This window comes from Kitasatospora sp. NPDC001683 (genome assembly GCF_053596495.1).
In genome coordinates this window covers 1-22520 of the sequence record NZ_JBSFGK010000016.1, presented here as the reverse complement: position 1 = coordinate 22520, position 22520 = coordinate 1, and the positions used below count along the sequence as shown (strand labels likewise).

Sequence of the window (22520 nt, the reverse complement as noted above, 5' to 3'; positions counted from 1 at the left end):
TTTCGGCTGGGCCATCGACCTTCGGCCGATCCGGCGGTGCCGCGCCCGCTTCGCTGCGTCTGGCCGGACGGCGGCGAGAGTGCCCTTCCGCCGGGCGTGTTGAGCTTCCAGCCGCGCGGAAGCCCCGGCGGGGGCTCCTCCGGACCCCGCCCCCGCCGGATTCGAACTGGCTGCGGCCCGCCTCTCGGTGATTCGAGAGACGGGCCGCGCTGCAGAGCCGCCGGGGGGTACGGCTCTGAATCAGGGGGCGATCAGGTTGCGAACCGCGTCGCTGACCTCGGGGAGCTCGGTGGGCAGGGCCCACTGGTGGGCGTCGTGCTCGGTGAGGACGACCGGTTCGGTCTTCTCCACGGTGACGGCGAAGTTGAACTGGCGGGTCGTACCGCCGCGGCTGTTCTGGTAGTCGAAGTGGCCGACATAACCGGTGACCTCCTTGATGGCCAGCCCGGTCTCCTCGGCGGTCTCGCGGTACAGGGCGTCGAGGATGGTCTCTTCCTCCTCCAACTCGACCGTCCCGGAGGGGATCTCCCACATCCCGCCCATGTAGTCGTCGGGGTTGCGACGTACGAGCAGGACCCGACCGTCGTGGTTGATCACGGCCGCGGCGACGAAGCCGGTGATGCCGGCGGCGTCGGCGTCGGCCGCCAGGCCAGCCACGAACTCGGGGGAGGTGACAGTCACTGCAGCTCCTTGTGATGGTCGCTGATCTTGGTGGCCGCGCGGGCATACTGCTCGGCCACTTCCCGATCCTGCTCACGATGCCAGACCGGGAGCTTGATCGTGTGGGCGTGGGCGTGCTCGGCGACGGGGAAGTCCCCTGGCTTGTACCGGCGGTGGGAGTGCGGGTGACCGGGGAACAGCATGCTGGGCTGCTGGTACAGCGGCAGCTGGTTCATCGGGCAGGTGGAGCCGGGCCGGTCGAACTCGGTGGCGCCCTCGGCGATCAGCGCCTGGTGGAAGCGCTCGATCGGCAGGCCGCCGAGCTCATCCGGCTTGTAGGTGAGCGTCAACCCGTACCAGGACGGGATCACCCCCTCAGGCATCTCGGTGACCTCCAGGCCGGGTATCCGGGCGAGCTGGCCGGTGAGGTAGCGGGCGACCTCGGCCCGTCCGGCGAGGTAGCCGTCGAGGCGGGCGAGCTGGTCGTGGGCGATGGCGGCGGCGAGGGGGTGGATGCGGAGCTTGAGGCCGGCCCCGGTGACCGCGTACCGCGCGAGCGGATGGCCTTCCGGGATCTCGGTCTTGGCCCGCTTGTTGTAGTGCGCGAGCGTAATGACCCGGTGGTAGATGTCGTCGTCGTCCGTGAGGACGAAGCCGCCCTCACCGCCGGACAGCGGCTTGGGGCCGTTGAGGGAGAAGGCCGAAGCGAGGCCGAACGTGCCGATCTTCTGCCCGGCGATGCTGGCGCCGTGGGCGTGGGAGCCGTCCTCCAGCACCGCCAGGTCGTGGGCGTTCGCCACGGCGACGAGGTCGGTCATGTCGGCGGGCTTGCCCCACAGGTGGGTGACCATGATGGCCCGGGTGCGGGGGGTGATCAGCTCCTCGATGCGGTTCGGGTCGATGTTGCCGTCCGGCCGGGTCTCGCACAGCACGGGCACCGCGCGGAGGTGGAAGAGCGGGGAGGCGGTGGCGTGGAAGGTCCAGGCCGGGACGATGACCTCGTCGCCGGGCTTGATCCGCGCGGCCCAGTAGGTGGCGTGCAGGGCGGCGGTGCCGGAGCTGGTGGTGACCGCGTGCCGGACGCCGAAGTACTCCTGCAGGCCGTCCTCCAGCTCGGCGACGATGCCGGACCGGCCGGGGACGGAGATCGACTCGTCCAGCTGGGCGGCGACCTTGGCGCGGGTGGTGTCGTCGATCGGCGGCCAGCTGAAGTGCGGGCCGTCGGCGGTGACGGCGGGCTTGCCGCCGAGCAGGGCAAGGACGCTGGTCACAGCATCTCCTTCGGGTCGATGTAACGCCCCGCTGCCTTGGACTGGTAGCAGGAGGCGATGAAGGCGGCGTGCGCGAGGTGCTGGTCTGGGCCGGAGGTGTTGGGCCGCTCGCCATCCAGGACCCGGCAGAAGTAGTCGATCTGCGCGGTCGCCGCCGAGGCCGGGGCGTGGGGGCGGGTCAGCTCCTCCACCACGGCGCCGTGCAGGTCGAGGCGCTGGACCGTGCCCTTGGTCAGCAGCACCGAGCCGCGGGTGCCGACCACGTGCAGGCGCTCGGTCTTCGGAGCCACCCACCTCGACAGCAGCACCGAGCCGTACAGGTCGGTGTCGTAGCCGAGCTGGATGACGGCGGTGTCCTCCGCGTCGTAGCCGCCGCCGGGGACGGCGGTGGTGGAGAACTCGGCGACGACCCGGCTGGGCAGGCCGAAGTACCACAGCAGCAGGTCGATGAGGTGGTAGCCCATGTCGATGATGCAGCCGCCGCCGGCCTGCCGGATGTCCCCGCGCCAGCCGGCGCCGGGGTCGTCGGTGTGGAAGGTGTACTGGCCGTCGATCAGGAACGGGGTGCCGATCTGGTCCAGCATCCCGGCGACGCTCGCGTGGATCGGGTTGAAGCGCCGCTGGAGGGTGACCATCAGCTCGACCTGCCCGGCCTGGCAGACCTGGGCGAGATCCCGGGCCTCCCACACGGAGGTGGCGAACGGCTTCTCCTTGAGGACGTGGACGCCTCGGGCGGCGCATTCCTGGACGACCTCCCGGCCGGCGTGGTGCGGGACGGCGACGACCACGAAGTCCGGGGCCACGGCGTCCAGCAGCTCACTGGCGCGGGTGAATCCGGGAACCTCGGTGCTTCGGGGATCAATCAGGACGTGGTTAGCGGTAAGCCCCTGATGATCAGGTCACGGCCGTGATGCGGGTGGCGTAGACCCGGTGGGCCTTGCGCTCGGCGGAGCTGGCGGATTCGGTGGCGAGGGCGGCGGCCTGCTGCAGCGCGGTGCGGTGGAGTTCGAGCGGCGCGGTGATCCGGAGGGAGTGGCCCTGGCCGCGGCGGATGGTCCGGCCGGAGGCGAGCGCGGTGCGGACGGTCTCGTCGCCGCCCGCGAGCAGGTGGTCGGCGAGCAGGCCGGGCAGGTCGAGGGTAATCACCGGGTCCGGCTCCGACTGCTGCTCGGCGGCCGGGACGGTGAGGACGTCGAGCAGCTCGGGCAGTTCGCGGGCTCCGGCGGCATCCAGGACACGGCGGATCGTCTTCGGATCGACCTGGTACTGCCGGGCGAGGGCCTTGACGGCGGTGCCTTCGCCGAACGCCTCGACCACCTTCGCCGCCTGGTCCGGGTCGAGCGCGGCGGGGCGGCCTAGCGTCTTGCCGGCGGCTTCGGCGGCGGCGACGCCTTCGCGGGTGTTCTCCGAGATCATGTCGCGCTGGAACTCCAGCACGGCGGCGAGCACGTTCACCATCATCTTGGTGCCGGGGTCGTCGGAGGCGAGGTCGATGCCGGACAGCAGTCCGGACTCGACCCGCAGGTGCAGGCCGCGGCGGATCAGCACCGGCCGCAGGGCGAGGATGTCCGCCACCGAGCGGAAGAGCCGGGCGGCGTCGGCGATGCGGATGGTGTCGCCGACGGCGGCCTCGTTCAGCAGCCGGGTGAAACCGGCGCGGTCGAGCGAGAGCTGCCGGGTGGAGGTGGCGGGGTCCTCGTAGACGGGGGCGCCGGCGGCCAGCAGCGGGGCCAGGGCGTGGCGCTGGCGGGCGTCGGTCTGCTTGTCGGTGGAGTGCCGCAGGTAGAGCCGGTCGGCCATGTGCTCTTCGCCTTCCCCGGGTGGGCCGAGCGGGGCCCAGCGGTGTCCGCGGACCACCCTAGCGGGGGCGGAACGGGGAGGCGGAACAGTGGACCGGATTCGATTGGATCGGCGGCCGGTTCCGGCAGGTCGACGGGCCGAGCCGATTGGATCTGCGAGAGGGGGTGGAATCGACCAATTCCGCCCCCACGGCGCCATTCAACCGCAGAGTAAGCAAGCCAGGCTCACCTACTTCTGGCCGACTCATCTGGCTACGGCCGACATTCAGATGGCAGGCCGGTTCACGTTTCGGGACCCTTCTGAAGTTGGTCAGCGATAGCGATGGCGATCGAGTCGGTGATCGAGTCGGGTTGCCATGCCCACTGTCCGTTGGGGTTGCACTCAAGGAAGTACCAGTCGCCGGCAGCCGTGACGGCGAAGTCGAACGCGCCAAAGGCGAGTCGGTAGGTGGCGAGATAGGCGAGAACTGAGCGCGCGACCCGGGCGGGGATGTCGATCGGGGCGCACTCCATCAAGGATTGGCGCTGCCGCCAGTCGAGATCAGGGCTGTCGATCCGGACCGCGAACAGCTGGTTGCCAACAGCCGTGACCCGTACGTCGCATTCCTTCTCCACCTTGACTTGGAACAGGTGGGGGCAGGCAGCCACCGCAGCCGTGATCTCATCCGCCCGCACCTCCCGCACCCACACCTGTTGCGCCTGGCCGTCAACCTTGTACGGGGTGTTCCATAGCGGCTTGTAGACCACTCCACCGGCCTGATGGGCGATGAACTCCCGCGCTTGGTCAGGGTTGTTGGTGATCAAGGTGCTGGGGACCGAGAAACCGCTGCGCTGTGCGGTGGCGAGCTGGGCCGGCTTGTACTCCGCCGCCCGGTTGTCCCATGGGTGGTTCACGTAGTGGGCTCCGGGGAGCGACGCCAGGATCCCGCCGACGCCCCACTGGGATTGTGATCCGGCGAACCGACGGTCTTGTTCATCCAGGCCGCTTGGACCTTGGAAGGGCGAGGGGCGGCGTATCCAGACGGAGCGAACCTCGGTGAGGACGATTTCTCGGCTTGGCGTGCGCAAGGTGCCGCGCTGATCGCCTGTGCGATATGTGGCGGTCAGCGCAGCACCTGCATGCAGGTCGACCCCGGGGTCGAGACGCACCACCGAGACCTGACGTTCCGCGAGGATGCGCAGGACCACGTCAGCCGTCACGTCATGGTGGTTGGTCAGTACCAACACCGACCCACTCGGGTCTGTCATCACCAGCCGCTGGGGTTGTGGTCCGAGTCCGAATCGTTGTCTGAGTCGGAGTTGTTGTCGGAGTCGTAGCTATCCGGACCACTCGTGCTCGTAGAGTTCTGCGTGCTGCTGCTGACGTTGGTGCTTGTGGAGTTCGAGGGGCTACTGGTAGCCAGGTAATTGCCGAGCTCGACCATGTGGCCGGCCCCGTCGATGATCACGGCGATCTGAGTCTCGGGGTCGATCACCGGGGTAAGCAGGGGAACCGGGTTGGTCTCGGCATACGGCGCCATGCGGGTGGCTCCCCAGGGGGCGCCGTGGTCTCGTGTTTCCATCGTTCTCCCATTCTTCCAACTGTCCGCGTGGATGGGGCCCCTCCGCAGTTGAGCGGGGCCCATAGGCGGTCACCGCGACTTTTTGGTACTCGCCGCCGCATTGCCGACTACCACATCTGTGGTAGCACACTTGGGTGGCGCATACAAGGTGTCGACAGACAAAGGGAATTGACTGTGAATCAGGATCGTCGTGATCTGCTGGGCGACGCGGCCATCTCGGTGCTGGCAGAGGCTGGTGGGCGCGGTCTGACCCACCGGGCCGTCGACGCAGCCGCGAGGGTGCCACTGGGGACCGCGAAGAACTACTTCCCGACCAGGGATGCCCTGCTGCGCGCGGTGGCGGAGCGGTGTGTGGAGCAGTACCACGCCATAACGGCACAGGTGACAGCCTCCGAAGCGGGGCCCACCGACCGCGAGGGCCTGGTGTCCATGTTCCGTGGGCTGCTCGCGAACCTCGCCGGGCCGGGGCGCCCCCGCATGCTCGCCTTCCTGGAACTGCAGACCGAGGCCGCTCGCAAGCCCTGGCTGTCAGCGATCCTCGACCAGATCGCCACCGCCGACTTCACGGGCTTCGAACGGGCCCAGCGGGCGGCCGGGCTTCCCGTCACCCCGCAGCGGGCCGCAAGCGTCACGCTCGCCCTGCACGGTGCCATCCTCCACCTGCTGGCGGACGGTCCCCGCACGTTGGCTGCCGCCGGCCTGGACGACCCCGATCAGTTTGTCCGCAGTCTGCTGGATGCGGTGTACCCAGAGAGCCCGATCTCCTCGGCCCCGGTGTCCCAGGTCGGATCCCGGGCCCCCAGACGGTAGCCCTGCCTGCTGCGCCGGTCATCGTGCGCCGTCGGCAGGACCGGACTCCCCCGGAATTTCCTCGTCATCGGCCAACCACTCGCAGCCGTCCGCGGTGAAGCGCACCCAGTCCCCGCGGTCCAGGTCGTACATGTCCCAGTACTCGGGGCCGAAGACAAATCCGTTGTCGAAGGTCAGGTGGCCCTCGGGCGTACCGGCGGTGTTCGCCACCACAGTCCCGGAGAACCTCTCCGGGCGGAAGCCGCTGTTCATCCACCCGTCGGTGATCTCCAGTCGGCGGCCGATGAACTTCGACCAGTCGACGCCGGCGGGGCACCTCGGCGCCTTCGCGTGCCACTGCCGCCAGGGCCAGCACCCGCTCCCGCACCAGCTCGGGCAGCCGGGCGAAGACCGTAGTGAACCAGGTCTCCTCCGCGGTGTGCAGCGCGGAGCGGATCATCCGCGTGATCCGGTCCGGCGCCGGTGGCTCGATGAACTCCTCCCGGCACCGTTTCAGCAGCTCCTCGCGCACCCGGTCCGGATTCCGCTCGGCGTGCGCGACATTGCCGGGCCAGCCAGGCCGTCAGCTTCTCCGCATCCTGCACCGAGCACATCCGAAAGCCCAGGTGCTCGCGGATCTGGGCACGGTGGTACTCGATCGTGCTGCCGGACCACTGGTAGGACTCGAAGTCGGCAGCTGGCACACCCATCTGCCGGGCGACGAACTCCACCACCTCGTCCGGGAAGTCCATCCGGCCCCGGGGGAACCGGCCGTGCCGGGTGTAGAACTTCAGCAGCAGCGCGAAGCCGACGCGCGTCCCGCCGCGTTTCCCCGCGACCAGGTCCACCTCGTCATCGAGCACCGTCCAGTGCTCCACCAGCTCGTCCATGCCCACCGGCTGCCGCCCCATGGCCCCGCATCATGCCGGACAACCCCAGGTCAACGCGGACAAACGACCAAAGATCACCCGCATTTGGGGCTCATGACACGGTCGTTACCGGCACCCCAACCCGAAGCCGACGCGGGCGACCCCCGCCCGCGCGGGCATACTCACACTCTGGCTCCCGGTCGAAGATCGAAAACCCGATACCTAGGACGGATGGCAGTCGGCGGTGGTACATGTCTGGCGGACCGGACCAGGGCCTCAAGATCACGTCATGGCCCGTTTTGCACGTACCTTGGCTGGACCCCCTGCTGAGCCGCCGCGAAACCACAGTCACGCACGTGCATTTCCACCCAAACATGGTCACTTACGGGGTGTGTGATGCACTGACCCTTTGAGCCTGCCATCGTTTGCCGACACCGAAGATCGGTCTGATACATGACCGGATCAGCCTGGGTGTGTTCGGCGGTTGCTCAACTGTTTGCGTGTCGAGCGGGTGCTGCCTGTGGTGTTGGTGCTTGCGCCGGGCGTGAGGCGGTCGTGTCGTCTCCTTCTTGGTGGGCCTGACGCCGGGGCAGCCGCGACGCGGGCAGCAGGCCGAGAGCGGCGAGTGCGGCCAGGATCAGCAGAGTGGAGCTCATGGTTGAAGCAGCCGTGCCGGCTGCGCTGGCCGCGACGGCGATGCCGAGGGTCGGCCCGATATTCATGGCGGTCTGCTTGAGTCCGCTGACGACCCCGGCGTACCCGGGCGGCGCGTCACCGACGACGGTCCCGGTGGCGGTGACCATCACGGTGGCGAACCCGGCACCGATGGCGGCAAAGGCTGCAGCCATGGCCATCCATGTGCTGGCGGGACCGAGCCGGGACAGCCCCGCGACGCCGACCACGACGAGGACCGTACCGGCGATCGCGGTGCGGCGCGCACCGTACCGGCGCAGTGCGGCAACCGCGGCAGGTGAGCCGAGGACCATGAGCACGGTCAGCGGGAGTACGCGCAGACCGCTGTCGAGTGGGTCGAGTCGAAGTACGTCCTGGAGATAGAAGGTGGCCCTGAACAGCGCGCCGAACAGGCTGGCGGTGGTGACCAGCAGGATCGCCATCGACGCGGTCACCGGTACGGACCGCGCTACGGCCAGCGGAACGATCGGGTGTGTGGTGCGGCGTTCGTGGCAGGTGAGCACCGTTGCGATGCCGATGACGGCGAGGCATTCGAGCAGCGTCGGCGCGGCGGTCCACCCCCGCGCGGGTACGTCGGCCAAGGCGTGGACCAGGATTGCGAGCGCGACCGCTAGCAGGCCCGCGCTGGTGAGGTTGAGCCGTGGAGAGTCGGCACGTTGAGGTGCCGGCGTCCGTACGGCGAGGGCGAGGACGGCGATGACGAACGCGAGGGGCACGTTGACCCAGAAGACGGCGCGCCATCCCAGATGAGCCACGAGAACACCGCCCAGGAGCGGACCGGACCCTGCCGCCACCGCGATCGCACTGGTGCGGATGGCGATCGGCTTGCCGAGCCGGTCCGCGGGATACGCCAGCCGTAGCAGCGCGAGCGTCGCAGGTTGCAGGAACGCGGCGAACCCGCCCTGCACCGCGCGCAGGACGATCACCCAGCCGACGGCCGGCGCGAGCGCGATCCCGGCCGAGGCAGCCCCGAAACCGAGGACGCCGACGAACAGCAGGCGCGGGTGCCCGTACCGATCCCCGAGGCGCCCGGCGATCACGAGTAACGCGGCCACGGCGACCAGATAGCCGGTGCTCGTCCACTGGATCTGCGCCACGCTCGCGCCGAGATCACGCTGCATGCCGGGCTGCGCCATGAGCAGGATGGTCCCGTCCAGTGCGACGATCACCGCGCCGACCACGCTGACCAGAAGTGCAATCTGCCGCTGTGCGGGTGCGGTCATGAGGTCACCGGGCCGAGGTGGGCGTCCAGAACTGCCGCGATGAGCCGGTCGCGTTGGTCGTCGTCGGGGTCGCCGTCCAGCGGTGGGGCGCCGAGGGCGAGTTGCAAGCTGCCCCAGGCCCACAGCTGGGCGATGCCGTGCAGGTTTGACCACAGGGCGGCGGCGGTCACCGCAGGCGGCGGTCCGGCCTCGTTCGGCCCGTCGGCGCGTCGCGCGGCATCCCGCTCCGATCGGCATCGGGCGACGAGTCCGGTGAACTGTCCGAACAGCGGGAGGGTCGACTCGCGCAGCCTCGGTTGGTCCGATGCCTGCGCCGCGCCGTCGAGCAGGTCGTGCCGCCACATGAGTTCGAACATGCCGCGGCGTTCCAGTGCGTACCCGACGTACGCCCGCGCGAGAGCCTCCAACTGGCCACGCGGTGTGGTCGTGCCGGCGACCGCGGCCTCGAACATGGCCGCGAGATCCTCGAAGCCGCGACGGCCGATAGCCGAGAGCAGCGAGTGGTGCGTGGGGAAGTACCGACGCGGCGCCCCGTGCGACACCCCCGCCCGGCGGGCTATTTCCCGCAGGCCCACGGACGCGGAGCCCTCGGTCAGCACAAGGTCGACCCCGGCATCGATCAACCGCTCCCGAAGGGAGCTCCCATCAGTCATAGACAGTGTCTACCATCATTCATAGACACTGTCTACTCATTGGGTGAGTGATCATTCTGCTCAGCGGGTGGCGGGGTCCGCCTCGGCTCGCTCGCTCACGGCGGCACGCTGACCGGGAATGGTCACGCCTGATAGGTCGAGGCGCTTGTTCATGTCGCAGTGCAGGACGGTGTTCGGCTGACCTCCGGGTGAGCGTGCGATCGGTGGAGCGGTGGCGTCAGGCCTGGCGGCAGGGAGGTTCGGCCGGCTTGGAATCGAAGGGTCCGCTCGCTCACGGCTGGGAGGACCAGCGGTGGACGCTGGCGCGGATCAAGACTCTGATCGGCCGCCGGTTCCACGTCTCGTACACCGTCCAGGGCGTGTGGAAGCTGATGCCACGCAACGGCTGGTCGTGCCAGCAGCCGGTCCGCCGGGTCATCGAGCGCGACGACGGGGCGATCGAGGTGTGGAAGAAGCAGGTGTGGCCGCAGGTAAAGGCCTAGCGGCGGCGCTCGGGGCCTGGCTGGTGTCCGAGGACGAGGCCGGGGTCTCGATGACGCCGGCACGGGCCCGCACCTGGGGACGCCGCGGCCGAACCCCGCCCCTGGACCGGCTCTGCCAGCGCGGTCGTGGCCACCTGTCGGCGGGCAAGCTAACAAACCTGTCCCGTCCCGCGCATACAGTTTCCCGGTGACCCGCCCCGACCCGTACGACGTCCTCGCCCAGTGGCTCGCCGCCGGCCTCGGCAAGCACGGCCGCGCCCTGCAGGGCACCACGCCCATCCGCTACGAGGCCGACGTACGGGACTGGCTGTACTTCACCGAGGAGACCACCGGCATCGGCGCCTGGAACGCCAACGAGTCGACGGCCTCCACCTGGGCGTACGCCCCGGCCCTGCGGCCCCCGAACCCGGACCGGCCCTCCCGCCGCCCCCTGGCCCCGCGCGTCTCCCTGCACAACCCCGCCCGGCGCCTGGCCGCCCTCGCCGCCTTCTACGCCTACGCCGCCAGCGCCGGCCACATCCCCGAACCACCGTTCAACGCTGCGGCCCTGCGCCCCGCGCCCACCGCGCTGCCCCGCACCGCGCCGCTCACCCTCGAACAGGCCGCCGCCCTGCAGTACGCGGCCGACGACGTCCTGCCCGGACTCCACCGCCGCGGCCCCTACGACACCGCCCCGCACCGCGACCGCCTGCTCGTCCACCTCCTCCTGGACGGCCTGCGCCCCCGGCAGGCCGTCGGGATCGACCTGGAGGACCTGCACGAGGAGGACCCGCACCGCCGGATCCGCACCCTCACCTGCCCCGCTCCCAAGGGCGACGGCACCATCACCCATCAGCCCTCCCGCGAGGTGTGGCAGGCCATCGCCGACTACCTCCCCCACCGCGTCGACGGCCGCGACCCCGAAACCGGCCGCCGGCCCCTGCTCACCAGTCGCAACGGTCGGCGCCTGGACTCCAATACCATGCCCGGACGCATCGTCAAGGCCATCGCCGCCCGCGTGCCGGAACTCATCTTCGAACCGAACACCGTCACCCCCGACCGCCTCGCCATGGCCCCCGCCGTCCTCCTCGACCACCCCCTCCCACCCCCCGGCCCCGACGGCTGGGCCCCGCAGGACGCCCCACCCCTCGAACGCCTGCGCCTCGACCTGCGCCACGCCCTCGGCACCGCCCCGCTCTGCCCACCCGCCGACGGCGGCTGCCCCGCCGACTGCGAACGCTGCGCCGTCCGCAAACGCCTGTGGGCGCAGTGGGAGCAGCGCTGGAACGCCGGCGCCCCGGCCTACCTGTCCTGGTCGGTGCCGCCGTACGACCACCGCCAGCGGCCCGCCGAACGCCTCCTCGCCTACCACCAGGGCCGCTGCGCCATCTGCGGCTCGCTCCCAGAGGCCGGCCGCCCCGCTTACACGGAGGACCACGACCCGCACACCGGCCTCACCCGCGGCCTCCTCTGCCACCGCTGCCACCCCCAGGCGGAGCGGGGGGCGGCCCCGTTCTGGGTCCGCTACCACGAGCAGCCGCCCGCGGCTGTGCTCGGGCTGGAGCTGCGCTACCCGGCACTGGCAGGGGGGCGGGGGAGGTAGACACCCGCGCACGCTCGACGGCGGGTACGCGGCGGCCCGCACCGAACCCACCCCCGGAACTGCGACGACGGGCACAGGCCATGGATCCGTTTCGCCGCCCGGGAACAACCGCCGGGGCCGTGAGCCGCAGTCGAAGCGTCACATCGCCCGCCCACGGCAGAAGTGCCGACAACGGCCGACGCACCCTCAACGCCCAGCACGGTGCCCAGTACCAGCGGTCAACGGTCAGTTCGTCGGTCCTAGCAACCGATGCGTGGGACGATGTCCGTGTTCCTTGACTTCAGCAAATCGCTAGTGCCGTGACCGCATAGGTTCGCCGGGTTGGCCGTGGCAATGTCTGAACCGGTTGGATGTAGACGGACATCCGATTCGGTGCGGGGAGGCATGGTGGCGGAGCCGGTCAGGGTCCGGGGGTTGACCGATCAGGAAGGGCAGCAGTTACAGCGGATCGTGCGCCGGTGTAGCACGAACACGGTGCGCTATCGGCGCGCGATGATGCTGCTGGCCTCGGCCGGCGGCAACCGGGTCCCGGTGATCGCCCAGCTCGTGAAGGCGGACGAGGACACCGTGCGGGACGTGATCCACCGGTTCAACGAGGTCGGCCTGGCCTGCCTGGGCCCTCAGTGGGCGGGAGGCCGTCCCCGCCTGCTCAGCACTGACGACGAGGACTTCGTCATCAAGACGGCCACCACCCGACCTACCAAGCTCGGGCAGCCCTTCACCCGCTGGTCCATCCGCAAACTGCTCGCCTACCTGCGCAAGGTCCATGGCCGGGTGGTCCGGATCGGCCGCGAGGCCCTGCGCTGCCTGCTCGCCCGACGCGGCGTCACCTTCCAGCGCACCAAGACCTGGAAGAAGTCCACCGACCCCGAGTACGATGCCAAGCTCGACCGGATCGAACACGTCCTGGAGTACTTCCCCGACCGCACGTTCGCGTTCGACGAGTTCGGCCCGCTCGGTATCCGCCCCACCGCGGGAAGCTGTTGGGCCGAGCAGGGCCGGCCTGACCGGCTCCCGGCGACCTACCACCGTACCCACGGCGTCACGTACTTCCACGGCTGCTACTCCGTCGGCGACGACGCCCTGTGGGGAGTCAACCGCCGCCGCAAGGGCATCGCGAACACGCTGGCCGCGCTGAGGTCGATCCGGGCCGCCCGTCCGGACGGTGCCCCGGTCTACGTGATCCTGGACAACCTCTCCGCCCACAACGGCAAGAAGATCCTCCGCTGGGCGAAGAACAACAACGTCCACCTGTGCTTCACCCCGACCAACGCCTCCTGGGCGAACCCGATCGAGGCGCACTTCGGCGCACTGAGGCAGTTCACGCTCGCCAACTCCAACCACCCGAACCATACGGTCCAGACCCGCGCACTGCACCGCTACCTGCGCTGGCGCAACGCCAACGCCCGCCACCCCGACGTCCTCGCCGCCCAGCGCAAGGAACGCGCCCGCATCCGCAGCGAGAAAGGCCTCCGCTGGGGCGGCAGACCCGCTCTCGCCGCGTGATCAGGCGACCGAGCGCGGAGCGTCACATTTTCGTACCCCGGGCGATCCGATACAGCACATTCCGACGCAGTGGCCCCTCGGGCGCGGCGGGGTCGTCGAAGTCGTCAGCGGGATCCCGGGTCATGCCGATCCGGCGCATGACCGCCTGGGAGCGGAGGTTGGTGGCTGTCGTTACCGCCAGGATTTCGGGGAGTCCAAGGGCCTCAAGGCCGAAGGCCAGACCCGCCACGGCGGCCTCGGTAGCGTAGCCCTGGCCCCAGGCTGAACGAGCGAGCCTCCAACCGATCTCCACCCCCGTGAACGGCATGCCGTCATCCACCTGGTCCAGGCCCGCGAAGCCGATGAACTCGCCCGTAGCCAGTACTTCGAGCGCCCACCATCCGTAGCCTCGCTCGTCGAACTCGGTCTGGAACCGTGCCACGGAGGCATCGCTCTGTTCACGGGTCAGCAGGTCACCCAAGTGCTCGCGGACCTCGGGATCGGCATTCATCGCCGCCCACGGTTCAAGGTCAGAGTCCTGCCATCGACGGAGGATGAGGCGATCGGTACGCAATTCAGTCATGTTGCCAAGCCAACGTGGGCCTCGGTCCCAAGGCAATCCATTTTCCTCAGGGCTGTTACCGCCCAGCCGATGGGACTCAACACGCCCCCAGGGCAGCGAGGCGGTCACTGACCCGGTGAACCTTCGCGGTCACAGCACTAGCCCGGTTCGCCGGCGATCGCTGGGCCGTGACGTCTGAGGCCCGAGGACGTCCCGTGTCAGGAGCTCACCGGTCCGTATGTGGAGCCGAGGACGGGAATTTTCCGCGGAAAATCCGAGGACAGACTGATCCGCTCACGATCCACTGCCCTTCGCGAGCCCGGTCTGCGCCACGCTGCCCGCCGCTCGAGCCGTCGCGGCGAGACTGCGGTGGGGCAGCCGCCTGGGGCTGGCCGTCAACAGCCAGGGCGTCGGCGGCGAGCCGGTAGGCGTCCGCGAGCGCCGGGCCGTAGGCGGTGGGAGCGTCGGCGAGGCACGGGCCGACGGTCTGGACGGCGGCCCCGGCGTCGCGCCACGCACCGGCCGTGTCCTCCGGTAGGAGGGTGCGGCCTCGCGCCGTCAGGACGGCTGCCAGGCTGACGCGCGTGGCGACCAGTTCCCCGTTGTCGGGAGGCAGCAGGCGGGCCCGGGCTTCGACGACGTCGGTCAACAGGGAGACCGCCTCGTCGCGGTGCCCGGCGTGGTGGTGGAAGCTTCCCAGGTTGCAGCGGGTCGCGAGCGTCATCGAGTGGTCGCTGCCGTGGAGGCGCGCTCGTAGTCGGCGGTGGCCTGTGTCCCGAGGGCGATGGCGTCATCCAACTGCCCCGCCTGGAAGTGGAAGGCAGCGAGGCTCCCGCGGCTGAGCAGCGTGTCGGGGTGGTCGGTGCCCTGGAACTGTTCGCGGGAGGCGAGCACCTGTCGACCGAGGATGACGGCCTCTTCCGGGTGTCCGGCCTGGTCGTAAGAGGCCGCGAGATCCGTGCCGCATGTCGATGGTGCGGCGGTGCTGCGTGCCCAGGACGCGTTCGTGGTCGGCCAGCGTCTGTCAGCCGAGGTCGATGGCGTTCCCCAGGAAGCCGGCGCTCCGATAGCTGGCGACAAGGTTCCCGCTGGTTCGAAGGGTACTGGGATGGTCGTTGCCCAGGACGCGCTGACAGTCCGCCAGAACGCGCTGGCCGAGGACGATGGCCTCTGCCAACGACCGGCGCCCGATAGCAGGCGGCGAGGTTGCCGCGGGTGACCAGGGTGTCCGGATGGTCGGCCCCGATCACACGTTCGCGATCGGCGAGGACCTCCTCTCCCAGCGCGATCGCCTCGTGATCCGGCCGGTCCGGCTCAATCCGAGCTCGAGATTGCTGCGGGTGGTGAGCGTGTCGGGATGGTCGGGGTCGAGGATCCGTTCGCGGTCCGCGAGCGCCTGCCGCCCGAGCGCGATGCCCTCGTCGAAGCGCCCGGCCTCGATGTAGTCGAGTGCGAGGTTGCTGCGGGTGGTAACGGTGGTGTGGTGATCGGTGCCCAGCTCCCGCTCGCGGTCGGCGAGTGTCCGCTCCCTCAGGGCGATGCCCCGATCGACGAGGCCGAGTTCCTTGCACGCGCTCGCCAGGTTGCCACGGGCGACGAGGGTGGCGCGGTGCCCGGAGCCCAGCACCCGCTCGCAGTCCGCCACCGTACGTTCCCCGAGATCGACCGCCTCGCGGAAGAGGCCCGCCCTCCGGTAGGTGCTGATGAGGGCGGCGAGGTCCCGGTCGGTGTGGTCCTCGTCCGGCCATACCGCGGTGAGGGCCTGGGCCGCGACCTGCGCGGTGCGGGTGAACTCGGGGCCGCTGAGGGTGTCCCGGATGGCGTGCTGCACGAGCTGATGGATGCGGACGCTGTCGAGAGGGCTGTCGGTGAGGTGGTCGATGAGGCTGAGGCGGTGGAGGTCTCTCAGCGCGCTCGAAGCCGGCGAGGACTCCCGGGATTTTCTGCGGAAAATCCGAGCGCGGTCAGCAGAGCGAACTGATTCCCGTCAGCCCGGGCGATAGCGGTCGTTGACGTGTCTACGCGCTCGAGGCGTGTCGGTAGCCCTGGGCTGTCGCTCGGCAGCCGGACGGATCTGCACCGGCTCCGTTCGGTGCCCGGGATTTTCCGCGGAAAATTCGGGACGGCCGAGCGCCGGGTGCCGCAGGACTGGGAGCCCCCGGCAACCAGTGCTGCGACGCCCTCTCACCTCTGCGGTGTCAGGCACCGCGCCCGTCGTTAAGCAAGGCCGGCCGGTCGGCCTGGTGGGGTCGATCATGGCCCACCCTCGGCTGCCCGACGTTCCTCCGAAATTTTCCGCGGAAAATCAGCGGGTCACCATCCCTCGGCCACGGCCGAGCGCCCACGGAACCCCCCGCTCCCCGGAACCTCCGTCACTGGTCCGCTCATGGCATCCAGCCGGTGGTTACGGTGGAGACCTCGGCCTCGTCGTCCTCGTCGGGCCAGCGCCCCTCGATGTGGAGCTGGATCAGCGCGGCGTGGGAGAGCGGGCTCGCGTGATCGGTGACGTCCCCGTTGGTGGTGTAGTCCAGGAGCACGACGTCCTCCTTCTCCCTGAGCAGTTCAACCAGATCGGCGACGCAGTGCTCGAGGATCCACCGATAGGAGGGCAGATAGATCCGGCGCCGAGCCGTCTCGTAGGCCAGTAGCCGGTCACCGTGCAGACCGGCCCGGTGACCTTGGACGGGTCCGTATCGACGCACGGTCCGCTTCAGCCCTCGCATCGTGGTGATCTCGAGCCTCAGGGGGTCGACATCGGCGTCCTGGAAGACCTTGAGGGCTTGCCAGATCCCTTCCACGGACTGGCTGGTCACTCCCTCGCTGTAGGGAACCGGGATGCCGCCGTGCGGGTAGAAGGGGCTCAAGCGCACCCACGGATCCGGTGCCTTGGACGTCACGTCGATGATCTCTGCGCCGGGGTATTCGGTGGTCAGTGACGCCATCCCACGGCGACGGCTGGCGATACGAATCGGCATCTGAATGAGGCCCCCTGGTTCGATGACAGCAGCTACCGAGCATCCCCGACGCCACTGACATCCCGCCCTTCCGTACGGCCGGGCAGCGCTGACGAGCTAGCGACGCGTGTGTGCCTATGGCCGCCGTCGGCGAGGACGAAGAGACCGTCCTATGCGAAGCCACGGCACCGGTGGGGGAGTGGGTACGGAAGCCAAGTTGAGTACGGGTGCTCATGAAGCGGCGGGACGGACCGTCCACGATTCGAACCATGGGGAATGGCATTCGGCAAGGCAGTAGGGGACGCAGGGCGGCCCGCGCGCTCGCGGTCCTCGCGGTGGCGGGTGCGGTGATGCTCGGCGGGGTGAAGGTCACCGGGGTGTGGGAGGGCGCTCCGTTCCCGGTGGCCGATCCGGCTGCCACCGCTGAGCATCTGAACAGCCAGACACTGGCCGTCTACGACTCGCTCGATGTGCCGAACGGGCTGGTGCTCAATCTGAGCAACAGCCTCGGGATCAAGGCCGACATCTATGACTGCCACGGGCGGGGGCTCTCCCACTTCCTCGACAACCTGGAAGACACCGCCCCTTACGAGCCCCGCACGGCGGCGATCAGCGCGGGCTTGACGGTTACCGGGCTCAAGCACCCGCAGGCTGCGGAGGCGCTGGAGCGAGCCCGCGGTGCCTTGACCGCGCAAGGATGGACGGTCGAGTCCCAGGCGGCGCCCGACCACATCCAGCTGAAACTGAAACCCCCGAGTACCGGCCCCAACGGCGTCTCCGACACCGTCTTCGTCGACTTCTACGACCCGAGCGGTTTCTTCACCATCGAGGCGCACGCGGAGTGCGCCCGCTACCTCGAGAGCACGCTCGTGGACTTCGAGGGGAAGCCGGAGCACCTGCCGTTCCTCTCGGTACCGGACCGGGTCCGCCGGGAGTGACCGCGATCCGCTCGGAGAATTTTCCGCGGAAAATCCGGAGCCCACCGGAAGCCGTCTCCGGGGGCGGGCTTCCGGCGAAGAGACCGGCCACTGCGAGGGCCCTTGCCGGTGAGCCGTCTGCGGCTCCCGAACCACGAAATTTTCCGCGGAAAATCCGGAGCCCGCAGGCAAGGACCAGGCAACGCATCCGGCCTGCAGGGTCAACGGTGGAGCACGTCCCCCGGCTCCGGGCCGCTCCGATGGTCCCGGATCAGGACATGCCCCGTCCCGGGGGAGTCGGAGCAGTCCGGGTCATGCAGGTTCAGATCCGCGAGATCTGTCGGGAGGACGAAGTCAGTCCCGACGTACGCCGGGTCGAGGGTGAGGCTCACGCGCATACCGCTGCCGCCGTCCGACGGCTGGAACTCCTGGACGGCGGCGAGCGGTCGGGGCCCTGCAAGGCGCTGCCTGGACGCCCGTTCCCCACACCACCGCGCGACGGCCACCTCGGCGGACAACGCCGCCGCCGCGCACAAGGACTACCACTCGTCTCCCAGCAAGGCAGTGGCCCACCCGCCGGAGCGGGGCACGACCGAGGGTTCCCATGCGCCGGGTTGGTTCACGGTGACGGTCATATCCCGGTCGCCAGTGACCTCCAGCCGGGCCCGCAACCCAGGAGCCGGGGCAACGGACGGCGGCGGATGCAGCAGGTCCTTCCCGACAGCGACCAGGATGTGCGTCGCCAAGCTCCGGTCGCCTGGGGCGGCCCCAAAGAACATCCTCGGGTGTCTCCGGACCGTCGCGCCGAAGTCGGGTAGGTCGATCGTGATGTTGTCATACGCGCGCTCCGCCACGGTCCGACGCTATCGCCGCGACTGGACCATCGAACCGGGAACGGGTGGTCAACCTTTCCACGTCCATGCGGGGTGAGTTCGCTTCTCCGTGGTGGGCCCGGGGCATCACGGGAATCTCGTTCGCGTCGGCCGGCCCGGTGGCACGGAAGCCGATGGCACTCCCGTCCGAGGGCGCCGAATTTTCCGCGGAAAATCGGCCGGTCGGTTCCCGCGGCCGGGGAGCGCCCACAGCTACAGGAAAGCCGACAGCCTCGGCGGAGTCGGTCGAGCAGCGCCGACGGCCGACCGAGTTGCCCTCTCAGCCCGTCATCGCCACACCGTGCCGTGCGCGTGTTCACGGAATCCGTCTCGGACATGCTCCAGGCGTAGCGGTAGAGGGATCTGGATCCGGAACGGGACAACTGCCTTCGTCGCCCGATCGAGCAGTCCGACGAAGCCGTGCGCCACAGAGCTAATCGGAGTTCTCCCAGACCAGTACGCCGGGGCCGTCGGGAGTGACGACCGGGATCCAGGCTTCGGCCGCCTCCGCGAGTCGGGATTCGTCGAGGATCAGGGACGGCGGATAGAGGTCGTCCTCGCGACCGAAGCCGTAGATGCCCAGGGAGTCAACGGCGGCTCGCAGCCGGGCCAGCACCTCGGGTGTCCACTCCGTACCCCGGACGCCCCATCCGTTCAGCTCGCCAACGAAGATCTCCTTCATCTCCTCGTCCAGGTCCGCCCCGTAGAGCGGGACGAGGTAGCCCTCCTGCTCGTACTGCGCGCAGGCGTGGCCGCCGCACTGGTTCTGGTAGACGACTCCGGTGGGCGCCGCCACGATGACGAACATCCAGCCCACGCCGCAGCCGTCGGGATCGAGGTAGACGTGTCGTTTCGGCCTGGCGTGGGAATGCGCGTCTGTCATCGAGTCAGTCTCTGTGGGTCGGCCTGTAGCCGATCGGCGGAGCCGCTCCAATCACGTGGGTTCCGCGACGAAGGCCGTGAGGTCATCGAAGCAGTGCTGGAGCCTGCCGAACCAGTGGTTTCGGCGAGAGGCCGCCCGGGCGGACAGTGCGGACAAGTGATCTGCCTCGTCCCGCCGGAATTTTCCGCGGAAAATCCAGCGGCTTGATCAGCCGTCGACCGGTGGCTCCGGTCGCTGGCACGATGGCCCGATGTCCTCCTCCCCGCTCACAGAAGCCCGGCTGCGCGGCGTCGCCGCCAACCCCGCCGCGCCGTCCGATGTCCTGCTGCGTCTGCTGGCCCCGGAGGGACGCGCCGCCTGGCCGGTCCTCTGCGGGGAGCGTGCCCTTCCCTCCGACGTCGTCGAAGCGGTGCTGAAGCACCCTGAGCGGGCGGTCCGCCGCGCGTTCGCCCCTAACCGGTACGCCGATCCCGGGCAGCGCGGCCGGCTGGTCGACGACCCCGACTCCTCGTGCGCGCGGCTCTGGCGGCGGGGCGGAGGCCGCATCTGGGCTGAACCGAGGTGCTGCCCGACGCCGTCCTGGAAGCCCTGTTGACCGCCCGGGACGACGAAGGCGGGCAGGTGCTCACCGCCGCCGAGATCCGGCAGGAGCTGGAGTTCTCCCGGCAGATCCCGCAATCGATTCCGCCGGGGGAGATGGTTCACCACCCGAATCCGGAGCTGCGGGCCCAGGCGACCGGCTTGTGACAGTGGCTCAGCCCCGCGCAGCGCGACGCCCTCCTGGCGACCCTGACCCCGTGGTGTCCGAGGCCGCGCGCGAGCACAGCAGGATCCTGGACCCGGCGGCGATGGAGGCGGAGCTGCCCGAACGCGACTGCCACTACCGCCATCTGCTGCTCATCAACTACACCGTCTCCCGCACCGTCGCCGAGCGGTGCCTCGCGCAGGGGCGCGACCTGTGGTCGCTCGCTTCCAACCCCTACACTCCGGGCGAGGTCGTCGCCCGCCTGGCGCGCGGCCCGATCCGAAGGTGCGCGAGCGGGTGGCCGCCCGGGCCGACCCGGATCCGGCGCTGCTGGCGGAGCTGGCCGAGGACCCGGACGCCACCGTACGGAGCCGGGCCCTACTGCAGCCGCTGCCGCGGACCTGGCCGCAGCGTGCCGCCATCGACCGGGTCGTGGGCCACGCGGCCGAATGCATCGGGCCGGTCGGCGAGATGTTCCTCGAGCACCCCCTGCTGCGACGGGTCGCCGCGGTGTGGGCCCGGCTGCCGGGGGAGTTGGCGCACCGTCTGGCCGAGGACCCCGATCCTGAGGTGCGCCACCTGCTGGTGTACAACCATCCGCGGGCTCCGCCCGGGGTCGTGCTCGACGCCTTCGTCGCCACGCCGCGTCAGCGTGCGTACCTGCTGATGCTGCCGCGGCTTCCGCGCACCGGGCTGGGGCACCTCCTCGGGCACGGCGATCCGGAGGTCCGCGCGCTGGCCGCTGCCAACCCCACCCTCGCCGAGCCGCCCACCGCCCTGCTGGCCGACCCGGATCCGCGGGTGCGCCGGGCCGCAGCGGGTTGGCCGGCACCCCGCGGCCCGCGTGATCGGATCGGGGTGAACGAAACTCTGATGCACGGCCGGCGGGCCCGCCCGTAGGCTGCGGTGCCATGTTCGAGTACCACGGCTGGATCAACGTTCTGGAGACCGCCGGCGCCGACGACGGCGACATCGCCGGTGAGGACGCGCGCCTGCGGATGGTCGCGGAGGGCATCCAGCGGAGGATCGACGAGATCGCGAGCCCCTACCTCCTGGATCTGCGCTGGATGAACGGCGCGGTGTTCGTCCACTTCGGGGGCCAGCCGAATCACCGCGCTCCGGAGATCCTCGACTTCTTCCGCGAGGTCGGCGTGCGGGCGCCGGGTTCGTACGGCCTGCTGCATGTGCGCGATGACGAGGACTCCGTACACGGGAACGAGGTCCGTGTCCTCCGGATGGTCCGGGGCGAGGTCGACGAGCACGCGGAGCCGTTGCTGTCCCCGTGCATCCCGGTCCTGGAAGACCCCTTTCGTGGCTGACCGCGCAGCCGGACGTGGCTGACACCCCAGCCGGCGCGGGCCGGGCAGGCTCGGTCGTGGGCCTGAACGCTGCGATGGAGGCCGTCCAGAAGGCCGCCTCGCTCGCGCCCGAGGACCCCGGCCCCTGGGTGGTCATGGTCACCGCCGCCCGCGGGCTCCGGTACGACCACGACGAGTTCCGCCGGCTCTGGAGGGAACTCGTCACGCGTGCCCCGCACCACTACGAGGGCCACTGCCAGGCCCTCCAGTACTGGTGCGCGAAGTGGGCCGGCACGGACAAGCTGATGATGGAGTTCGCCGAACGCACCGCGCACAAGGCACCGGTCGGCAGCCCACTCGCCGGGGTCTACCTGCACGCGCTGTACGAACTCACCCGACGCTCCGGCCCCTCGGCCCTCCCGTCCTCACGCACGGCCAAGGATCTGCTGGAGAACGTCGCCAGATCACTGAACCAGGCCCCCGACGACGACCAGAGCCTGTACCACCCTCGGCACCTCCTGGCCCACTACCTGGTCAAGGCCCGACGCTACGACGCCGCACTGGAGCAGTTCCGCCGCATCGGCCCCTGGTGCGGCGCGGAACCCTGGACGAACGAACGCGATCCCGTCACCGCCTTCGACCTCGCCCGGAGCGTCGCCGCGCTCAGGACCCGGCAGAGCTGACGCTCGCTCTGAGGCATCCGGATGGGCAGTAGCGGCACGTCAGAGGACCACGGACGGCCGGGCAGAGACCTGGAGATGGGGAAAGAAGAGCGCGCTGGACGGCCTGCGGGCGCGGCTGTTGACGCTGGAGGCGGAGGTCGGCCGCCTGCGCGGTGAGGCCTCGGCGACGAATGCGACGGCGGCGGTGACCGCCGGCCGGGACCGCGCGGAGGTCCGCTCCGCCCCGCAGGCCCGTGCCCGGGTACTGAACGCCACCCCAAAAGCCAGGCCGGGCAGCCCCGGTCGATGACGCGCATCCCCGATGCGCTCGGCGTCATGGTCTCCGGCCGAGCCGATGAGCGGACCGACGAACGGATCCAGGTCCTGCGGACGCACGCCGAGCCCCTGGAGAGGCTCAGCGCCCCGGTCGCCGAGCACGGCCAGGTCCTGGAGAGCCTCCTGTCGGGCCAGGCGATCCTCCAGGAGGATCGGCGCCGGTAGATGCGCCGGTGCAAAGGCGGTGGGGGGGGGGGCCGGGCGCGCGGGGGGCCGGCCGGCG

26 protein-coding genes and 1 pseudogene are annotated in these 22520 nt (G+C 70.0%); 10 read left to right on the top strand and 17 right to left on the bottom strand.

The window, feature by feature from the left end:
* Positions 1-240 precede the first annotated feature (240 nt).
* The 6 genes from ACWCYO_RS11420 to tgmA all read right to left on the bottom strand — a co-directional run bounded on the left by ACWCYO_RS11420 (position 241) and on the right by tgmA (position 5250).
* Positions 241-681 carry an NUDIX hydrolase gene (locus ACWCYO_RS11420; protein WP_449784089.1) on the bottom strand — a complete coding sequence of 147 codons (441 nt, stop codon included), beginning with the start codon at positions 679-681 and terminating at the stop codon, positions 241-243.
* Positions 678-1931 carry a DegT/DnrJ/EryC1/StrS family aminotransferase gene (locus ACWCYO_RS11415; RefSeq protein ID WP_449784088.1) on the bottom strand — a complete coding sequence of 418 codons (1254 nt, stop codon included), beginning with the start codon at positions 1929-1931 and terminating at the stop codon, positions 678-680. The genes ACWCYO_RS11420 and ACWCYO_RS11415 overlap by 4 nt, the downstream gene beginning before the upstream one ends.
* On the bottom strand, positions 1928-2794 hold the full coding sequence (locus tag ACWCYO_RS11410) for a Gfo/Idh/MocA family protein (protein WP_449784132.1): 867 nt from the start codon (positions 2792-2794) through the stop codon (positions 1928-1930). The genes ACWCYO_RS11415 and ACWCYO_RS11410 overlap by 4 nt, the downstream gene beginning before the upstream one ends.
* A gap of 31 nt (positions 2795-2825) precedes the next feature.
* Entirely contained in the window at positions 2826-3731 is a 906-nt protein-coding gene (locus tag ACWCYO_RS11405; RefSeq protein WP_449784087.1) for a recombinase family protein, read from the bottom strand.
* Between the two features lie 281 nt (positions 3732-4012).
* Positions 4013-4978, bottom strand: coding sequence for an ATP-grasp ribosomal peptide maturase (gene tgmB, locus ACWCYO_RS11400; protein ID WP_449784086.1), 966 nt, complete (start codon positions 4976-4978; stop codon positions 4013-4015).
* Positions 4978-5250 carry a putative ATP-grasp-modified RiPP gene (gene tgmA / locus ACWCYO_RS11395; RefSeq protein WP_449784085.1) on the bottom strand — a complete coding sequence of 91 codons (273 nt, stop codon included), beginning with the start codon at positions 5248-5250 and terminating at the stop codon, positions 4978-4980. The genes tgmB and tgmA overlap by 1 nt, the downstream gene beginning before the upstream one ends.
* Before the next feature lie 216 nt (positions 5251-5466).
* Here tgmA and ACWCYO_RS11390 point away from each other — a divergent pair, with 216 nt between their 5' ends.
* The gene (locus ACWCYO_RS11390; protein ID WP_449784084.1) at positions 5467-6102 is read left to right on the top strand and encodes a TetR/AcrR family transcriptional regulator; all 636 of its coding nucleotides are present in this window, start codon (positions 5467-5469) and stop codon (positions 6100-6102) included.
* An 18-nt stretch (positions 6103-6120) separates the two neighbouring features.
* On the opposite strand, the gene ACWCYO_RS11385 is transcribed toward ACWCYO_RS11390, so the two are convergent.
* From ACWCYO_RS11385 to ACWCYO_RS11370, 4 genes are all read right to left on the bottom strand, one after another.
* Positions 6121-6354, bottom strand: coding sequence for a hypothetical protein (locus tag ACWCYO_RS11385; protein WP_449784083.1), 234 nt, complete (start codon positions 6352-6354; stop codon positions 6121-6123).
* The gene (locus tag ACWCYO_RS11380; protein ID WP_449784082.1) at positions 6351-6971 is read right to left on the bottom strand and encodes a DUF4158 domain-containing protein; all 621 of its coding nucleotides are present in this window, start codon (positions 6969-6971) and stop codon (positions 6351-6353) included. The genes ACWCYO_RS11385 and ACWCYO_RS11380 overlap by 4 nt, the downstream gene beginning before the upstream one ends.
* A 467-nt stretch (positions 6972-7438) precedes the next feature.
* Positions 7439-8866, bottom strand: a complete 1428-nt coding sequence (locus tag ACWCYO_RS11375; RefSeq protein WP_449784081.1) for an MFS transporter — start codon at positions 8864-8866, stop codon at positions 7439-7441.
* A complete protein-coding gene (locus ACWCYO_RS11370) occupies positions 8863-9519 on the bottom strand; it encodes a TetR/AcrR family transcriptional regulator (RefSeq protein ID WP_449784080.1) in 657 nt (218 codons plus the stop codon). Before ACWCYO_RS11370 ends, ACWCYO_RS11375 begins: the two co-directional genes overlap by 4 nt.
* A 56-nt stretch (positions 9520-9575) precedes the next feature.
* On the opposite strand from ACWCYO_RS11370, the pseudogene ACWCYO_RS11365 reads away from it, so the two are divergent.
* From ACWCYO_RS11365 to ACWCYO_RS11355, 3 genes and pseudogenes are all read left to right on the top strand, one after another.
* Positions 9576-10141: pseudogene (locus tag ACWCYO_RS11365) on the top strand (winged helix-turn-helix domain-containing protein); the annotation flags it as partial.
* 47 nt (positions 10142-10188) lie between these two features.
* Complete coding sequence (locus ACWCYO_RS11360) at positions 10189-11583, top strand: endonuclease domain-containing protein (protein WP_449784079.1); 1395 nt, start codon at positions 10189-10191, stop codon at positions 11581-11583.
* Between the two features lie 387 nt (positions 11584-11970).
* Entirely contained in the window at positions 11971-13089 is a 1119-nt protein-coding gene (locus tag ACWCYO_RS11355) for an IS630 family transposase (protein ID WP_449784131.1), read from the top strand.
* Positions 13090-13111: 22 nt separating this feature from the next.
* On the opposite strand, the gene ACWCYO_RS11350 is transcribed toward ACWCYO_RS11355, so the two are convergent.
* The 6 genes from ACWCYO_RS11350 to ACWCYO_RS11325 all read right to left on the bottom strand — a co-directional run bounded on the left by ACWCYO_RS11350 (position 13112) and on the right by ACWCYO_RS11325 (position 16605).
* Positions 13112-13651, bottom strand: coding sequence for a GNAT family N-acetyltransferase (locus ACWCYO_RS11350; protein WP_270151829.1), 540 nt, complete (start codon positions 13649-13651; stop codon positions 13112-13114).
* A 205-nt stretch (positions 13652-13856) separates the two neighbouring features.
* Positions 13857-14354 carry a tetratricopeptide repeat protein gene (locus tag ACWCYO_RS11345; protein WP_449784078.1) on the bottom strand — a complete coding sequence of 166 codons (498 nt, stop codon included), beginning with the start codon at positions 14352-14354 and terminating at the stop codon, positions 13857-13859.
* On the bottom strand, positions 14351-14710 hold the full coding sequence (locus ACWCYO_RS11340; protein WP_449784077.1) for a tetratricopeptide repeat protein: 360 nt from the start codon (positions 14708-14710) through the stop codon (positions 14351-14353). Before ACWCYO_RS11340 ends, ACWCYO_RS11345 begins: the two co-directional genes overlap by 4 nt.
* Positions 14655-14807 carry a tetratricopeptide repeat protein gene (locus ACWCYO_RS11335; protein ID WP_449784076.1) on the bottom strand — a complete coding sequence of 51 codons (153 nt, stop codon included), beginning with the start codon at positions 14805-14807 and terminating at the stop codon, positions 14655-14657. Before ACWCYO_RS11335 ends, ACWCYO_RS11340 begins: the two co-directional genes overlap by 56 nt.
* Positions 14808-14876: 69 nt before the next feature.
* A complete protein-coding gene (locus ACWCYO_RS11330) occupies positions 14877-15461 on the bottom strand; it encodes a tetratricopeptide repeat protein (RefSeq protein ID WP_449784075.1) in 585 nt (194 codons plus the stop codon).
* Positions 15462-16014: 553 nt separating this feature from the next.
* Positions 16015-16605, bottom strand: a complete 591-nt coding sequence (locus ACWCYO_RS11325; protein WP_449784074.1) for a DUF6939 family protein — start codon at positions 16603-16605, stop codon at positions 16015-16017.
* Positions 16606-16811: 206 nt separating this feature from the next.
* Between ACWCYO_RS11325 and ACWCYO_RS11320 the strand changes: the two genes are divergently transcribed.
* Positions 16812-17522, top strand: a complete 711-nt coding sequence (locus ACWCYO_RS11320) for a hypothetical protein (RefSeq protein ID WP_449784073.1) — start codon at positions 16812-16814, stop codon at positions 17520-17522.
* A gap of 1284 nt (positions 17523-18806) precedes the next feature.
* Here the strand turns inward: ACWCYO_RS11320 and ACWCYO_RS11315 are convergent.
* Positions 18807-19256 (bottom strand): DUF6210 family protein, encoded by a 450-nt coding sequence (locus ACWCYO_RS11315; RefSeq protein ID WP_449784072.1) that lies wholly within the window; start codon positions 19254-19256, stop codon positions 18807-18809.
* A 561-nt stretch (positions 19257-19817) separates the two neighbouring features.
* On the opposite strand from ACWCYO_RS11315, the gene ACWCYO_RS11310 reads away from it, so the two are divergent.
* The 5 genes from ACWCYO_RS11310 to ACWCYO_RS11290 all read left to right on the top strand — a co-directional run bounded on the left by ACWCYO_RS11310 (position 19818) and on the right by ACWCYO_RS11290 (position 22462).
* Positions 19818-20003, top strand: coding sequence for a hypothetical protein (locus tag ACWCYO_RS11310; protein WP_449784071.1), 186 nt, complete (start codon positions 19818-19820; stop codon positions 20001-20003).
* Positions 20004-20286: 283 nt separating this feature from the next.
* Positions 20287-20901: a hypothetical protein gene (locus ACWCYO_RS11305; RefSeq protein WP_449784070.1), complete on the top strand. Its 615-nt coding sequence runs from the start codon at positions 20287-20289 to the stop codon at positions 20899-20901.
* 11 nt (positions 20902-20912) lie between these two features.
* Positions 20913-21320, top strand: a complete 408-nt coding sequence (locus ACWCYO_RS11300) for an Imm7 family immunity protein (protein ID WP_449784069.1) — start codon at positions 20913-20915, stop codon at positions 21318-21320.
* Positions 21321-21376: 56 nt separating this feature from the next.
* On the top strand, positions 21377-21982 hold the full coding sequence (locus ACWCYO_RS11295; protein ID WP_449784068.1) for a hypothetical protein: 606 nt from the start codon (positions 21377-21379) through the stop codon (positions 21980-21982).
* 285 nt (positions 21983-22267) lie between these two features.
* Positions 22268-22462 (top strand): hypothetical protein, encoded by a 195-nt coding sequence (locus ACWCYO_RS11290; RefSeq protein ID WP_449784067.1) that lies wholly within the window; start codon positions 22268-22270, stop codon positions 22460-22462.
* The last annotated feature ends 58 nt before the right edge of the window (positions 22463-22520 follow it).

Excerpts from the sequence above, each read along its gene's own strand:
- ACWCYO_RS11405 (WP_449784087.1), bottom strand. The coding sequence starts at position 3,731 with ATGGCCGACCGGCTCTACCTGCGGCACTCCACCGACAAGCAGACCGAC.
- tgmB (WP_449784086.1), bottom strand. The coding sequence starts at position 4,978 with ATGACAGACCCGAGTGGGTCGGTGTTGGTACTGACCAACCACCATGAC.
- tgmA (WP_449784085.1), bottom strand. The coding sequence starts at position 5,250 with ATGGCGCCGTATGCCGAGACCAACCCGGTTCCCCTGCTTACCCCGGTG.
- ACWCYO_RS11385 (WP_449784083.1), bottom strand. The coding sequence starts at position 6,354 with ATGAACAGCGGCTTCCGCCCGGAGAGGTTCTCCGGGACTGTGGTGGCG.
- ACWCYO_RS11380 (WP_449784082.1), bottom strand. The coding sequence starts at position 6,971 with ATGGACGAGCTGGTGGAGCACTGGACGGTGCTCGATGACGAGGTGGAC.
- ACWCYO_RS11375 (WP_449784081.1), bottom strand. The coding sequence starts at position 8,866 with ATGACCGCACCCGCACAGCGGCAGATTGCACTTCTGGTCAGCGTGGTC.
- ACWCYO_RS11370 (WP_449784080.1), bottom strand. The coding sequence starts at position 9,519 with ATGACTGATGGGAGCTCCCTTCGGGAGCGGTTGATCGATGCCGGGGTC.
- ACWCYO_RS11350 (WP_270151829.1), bottom strand. The coding sequence starts at position 13,651 with ATGACTGAATTGCGTACCGATCGCCTCATCCTCCGTCGATGGCAGGAC.
- ACWCYO_RS11345 (WP_449784078.1), bottom strand. The coding sequence starts at position 14,354 with ATGACGCTCGCGACCCGCTGCAACCTGGGAAGCTTCCACCACCACGCC.
- ACWCYO_RS11325 (WP_449784074.1), bottom strand. The coding sequence starts at position 16,605 with ATGCCGATTCGTATCGCCAGCCGTCGCCGTGGGATGGCGTCACTGACC.
- ACWCYO_RS11315 (WP_449784072.1), bottom strand. The coding sequence starts at position 19,256 with ATGACAGACGCGCATTCCCACGCCAGGCCGAAACGACACGTCTACCTC.
- ACWCYO_RS11300 (WP_449784069.1), top strand. The coding sequence starts at position 20,913 with ATGTTCGAGTACCACGGCTGGATCAACGTTCTGGAGACCGCCGGCGCC.
- ACWCYO_RS11290 (WP_449784067.1), top strand. The coding sequence starts at position 22,268 with ATGACGCGCATCCCCGATGCGCTCGGCGTCATGGTCTCCGGCCGAGCC.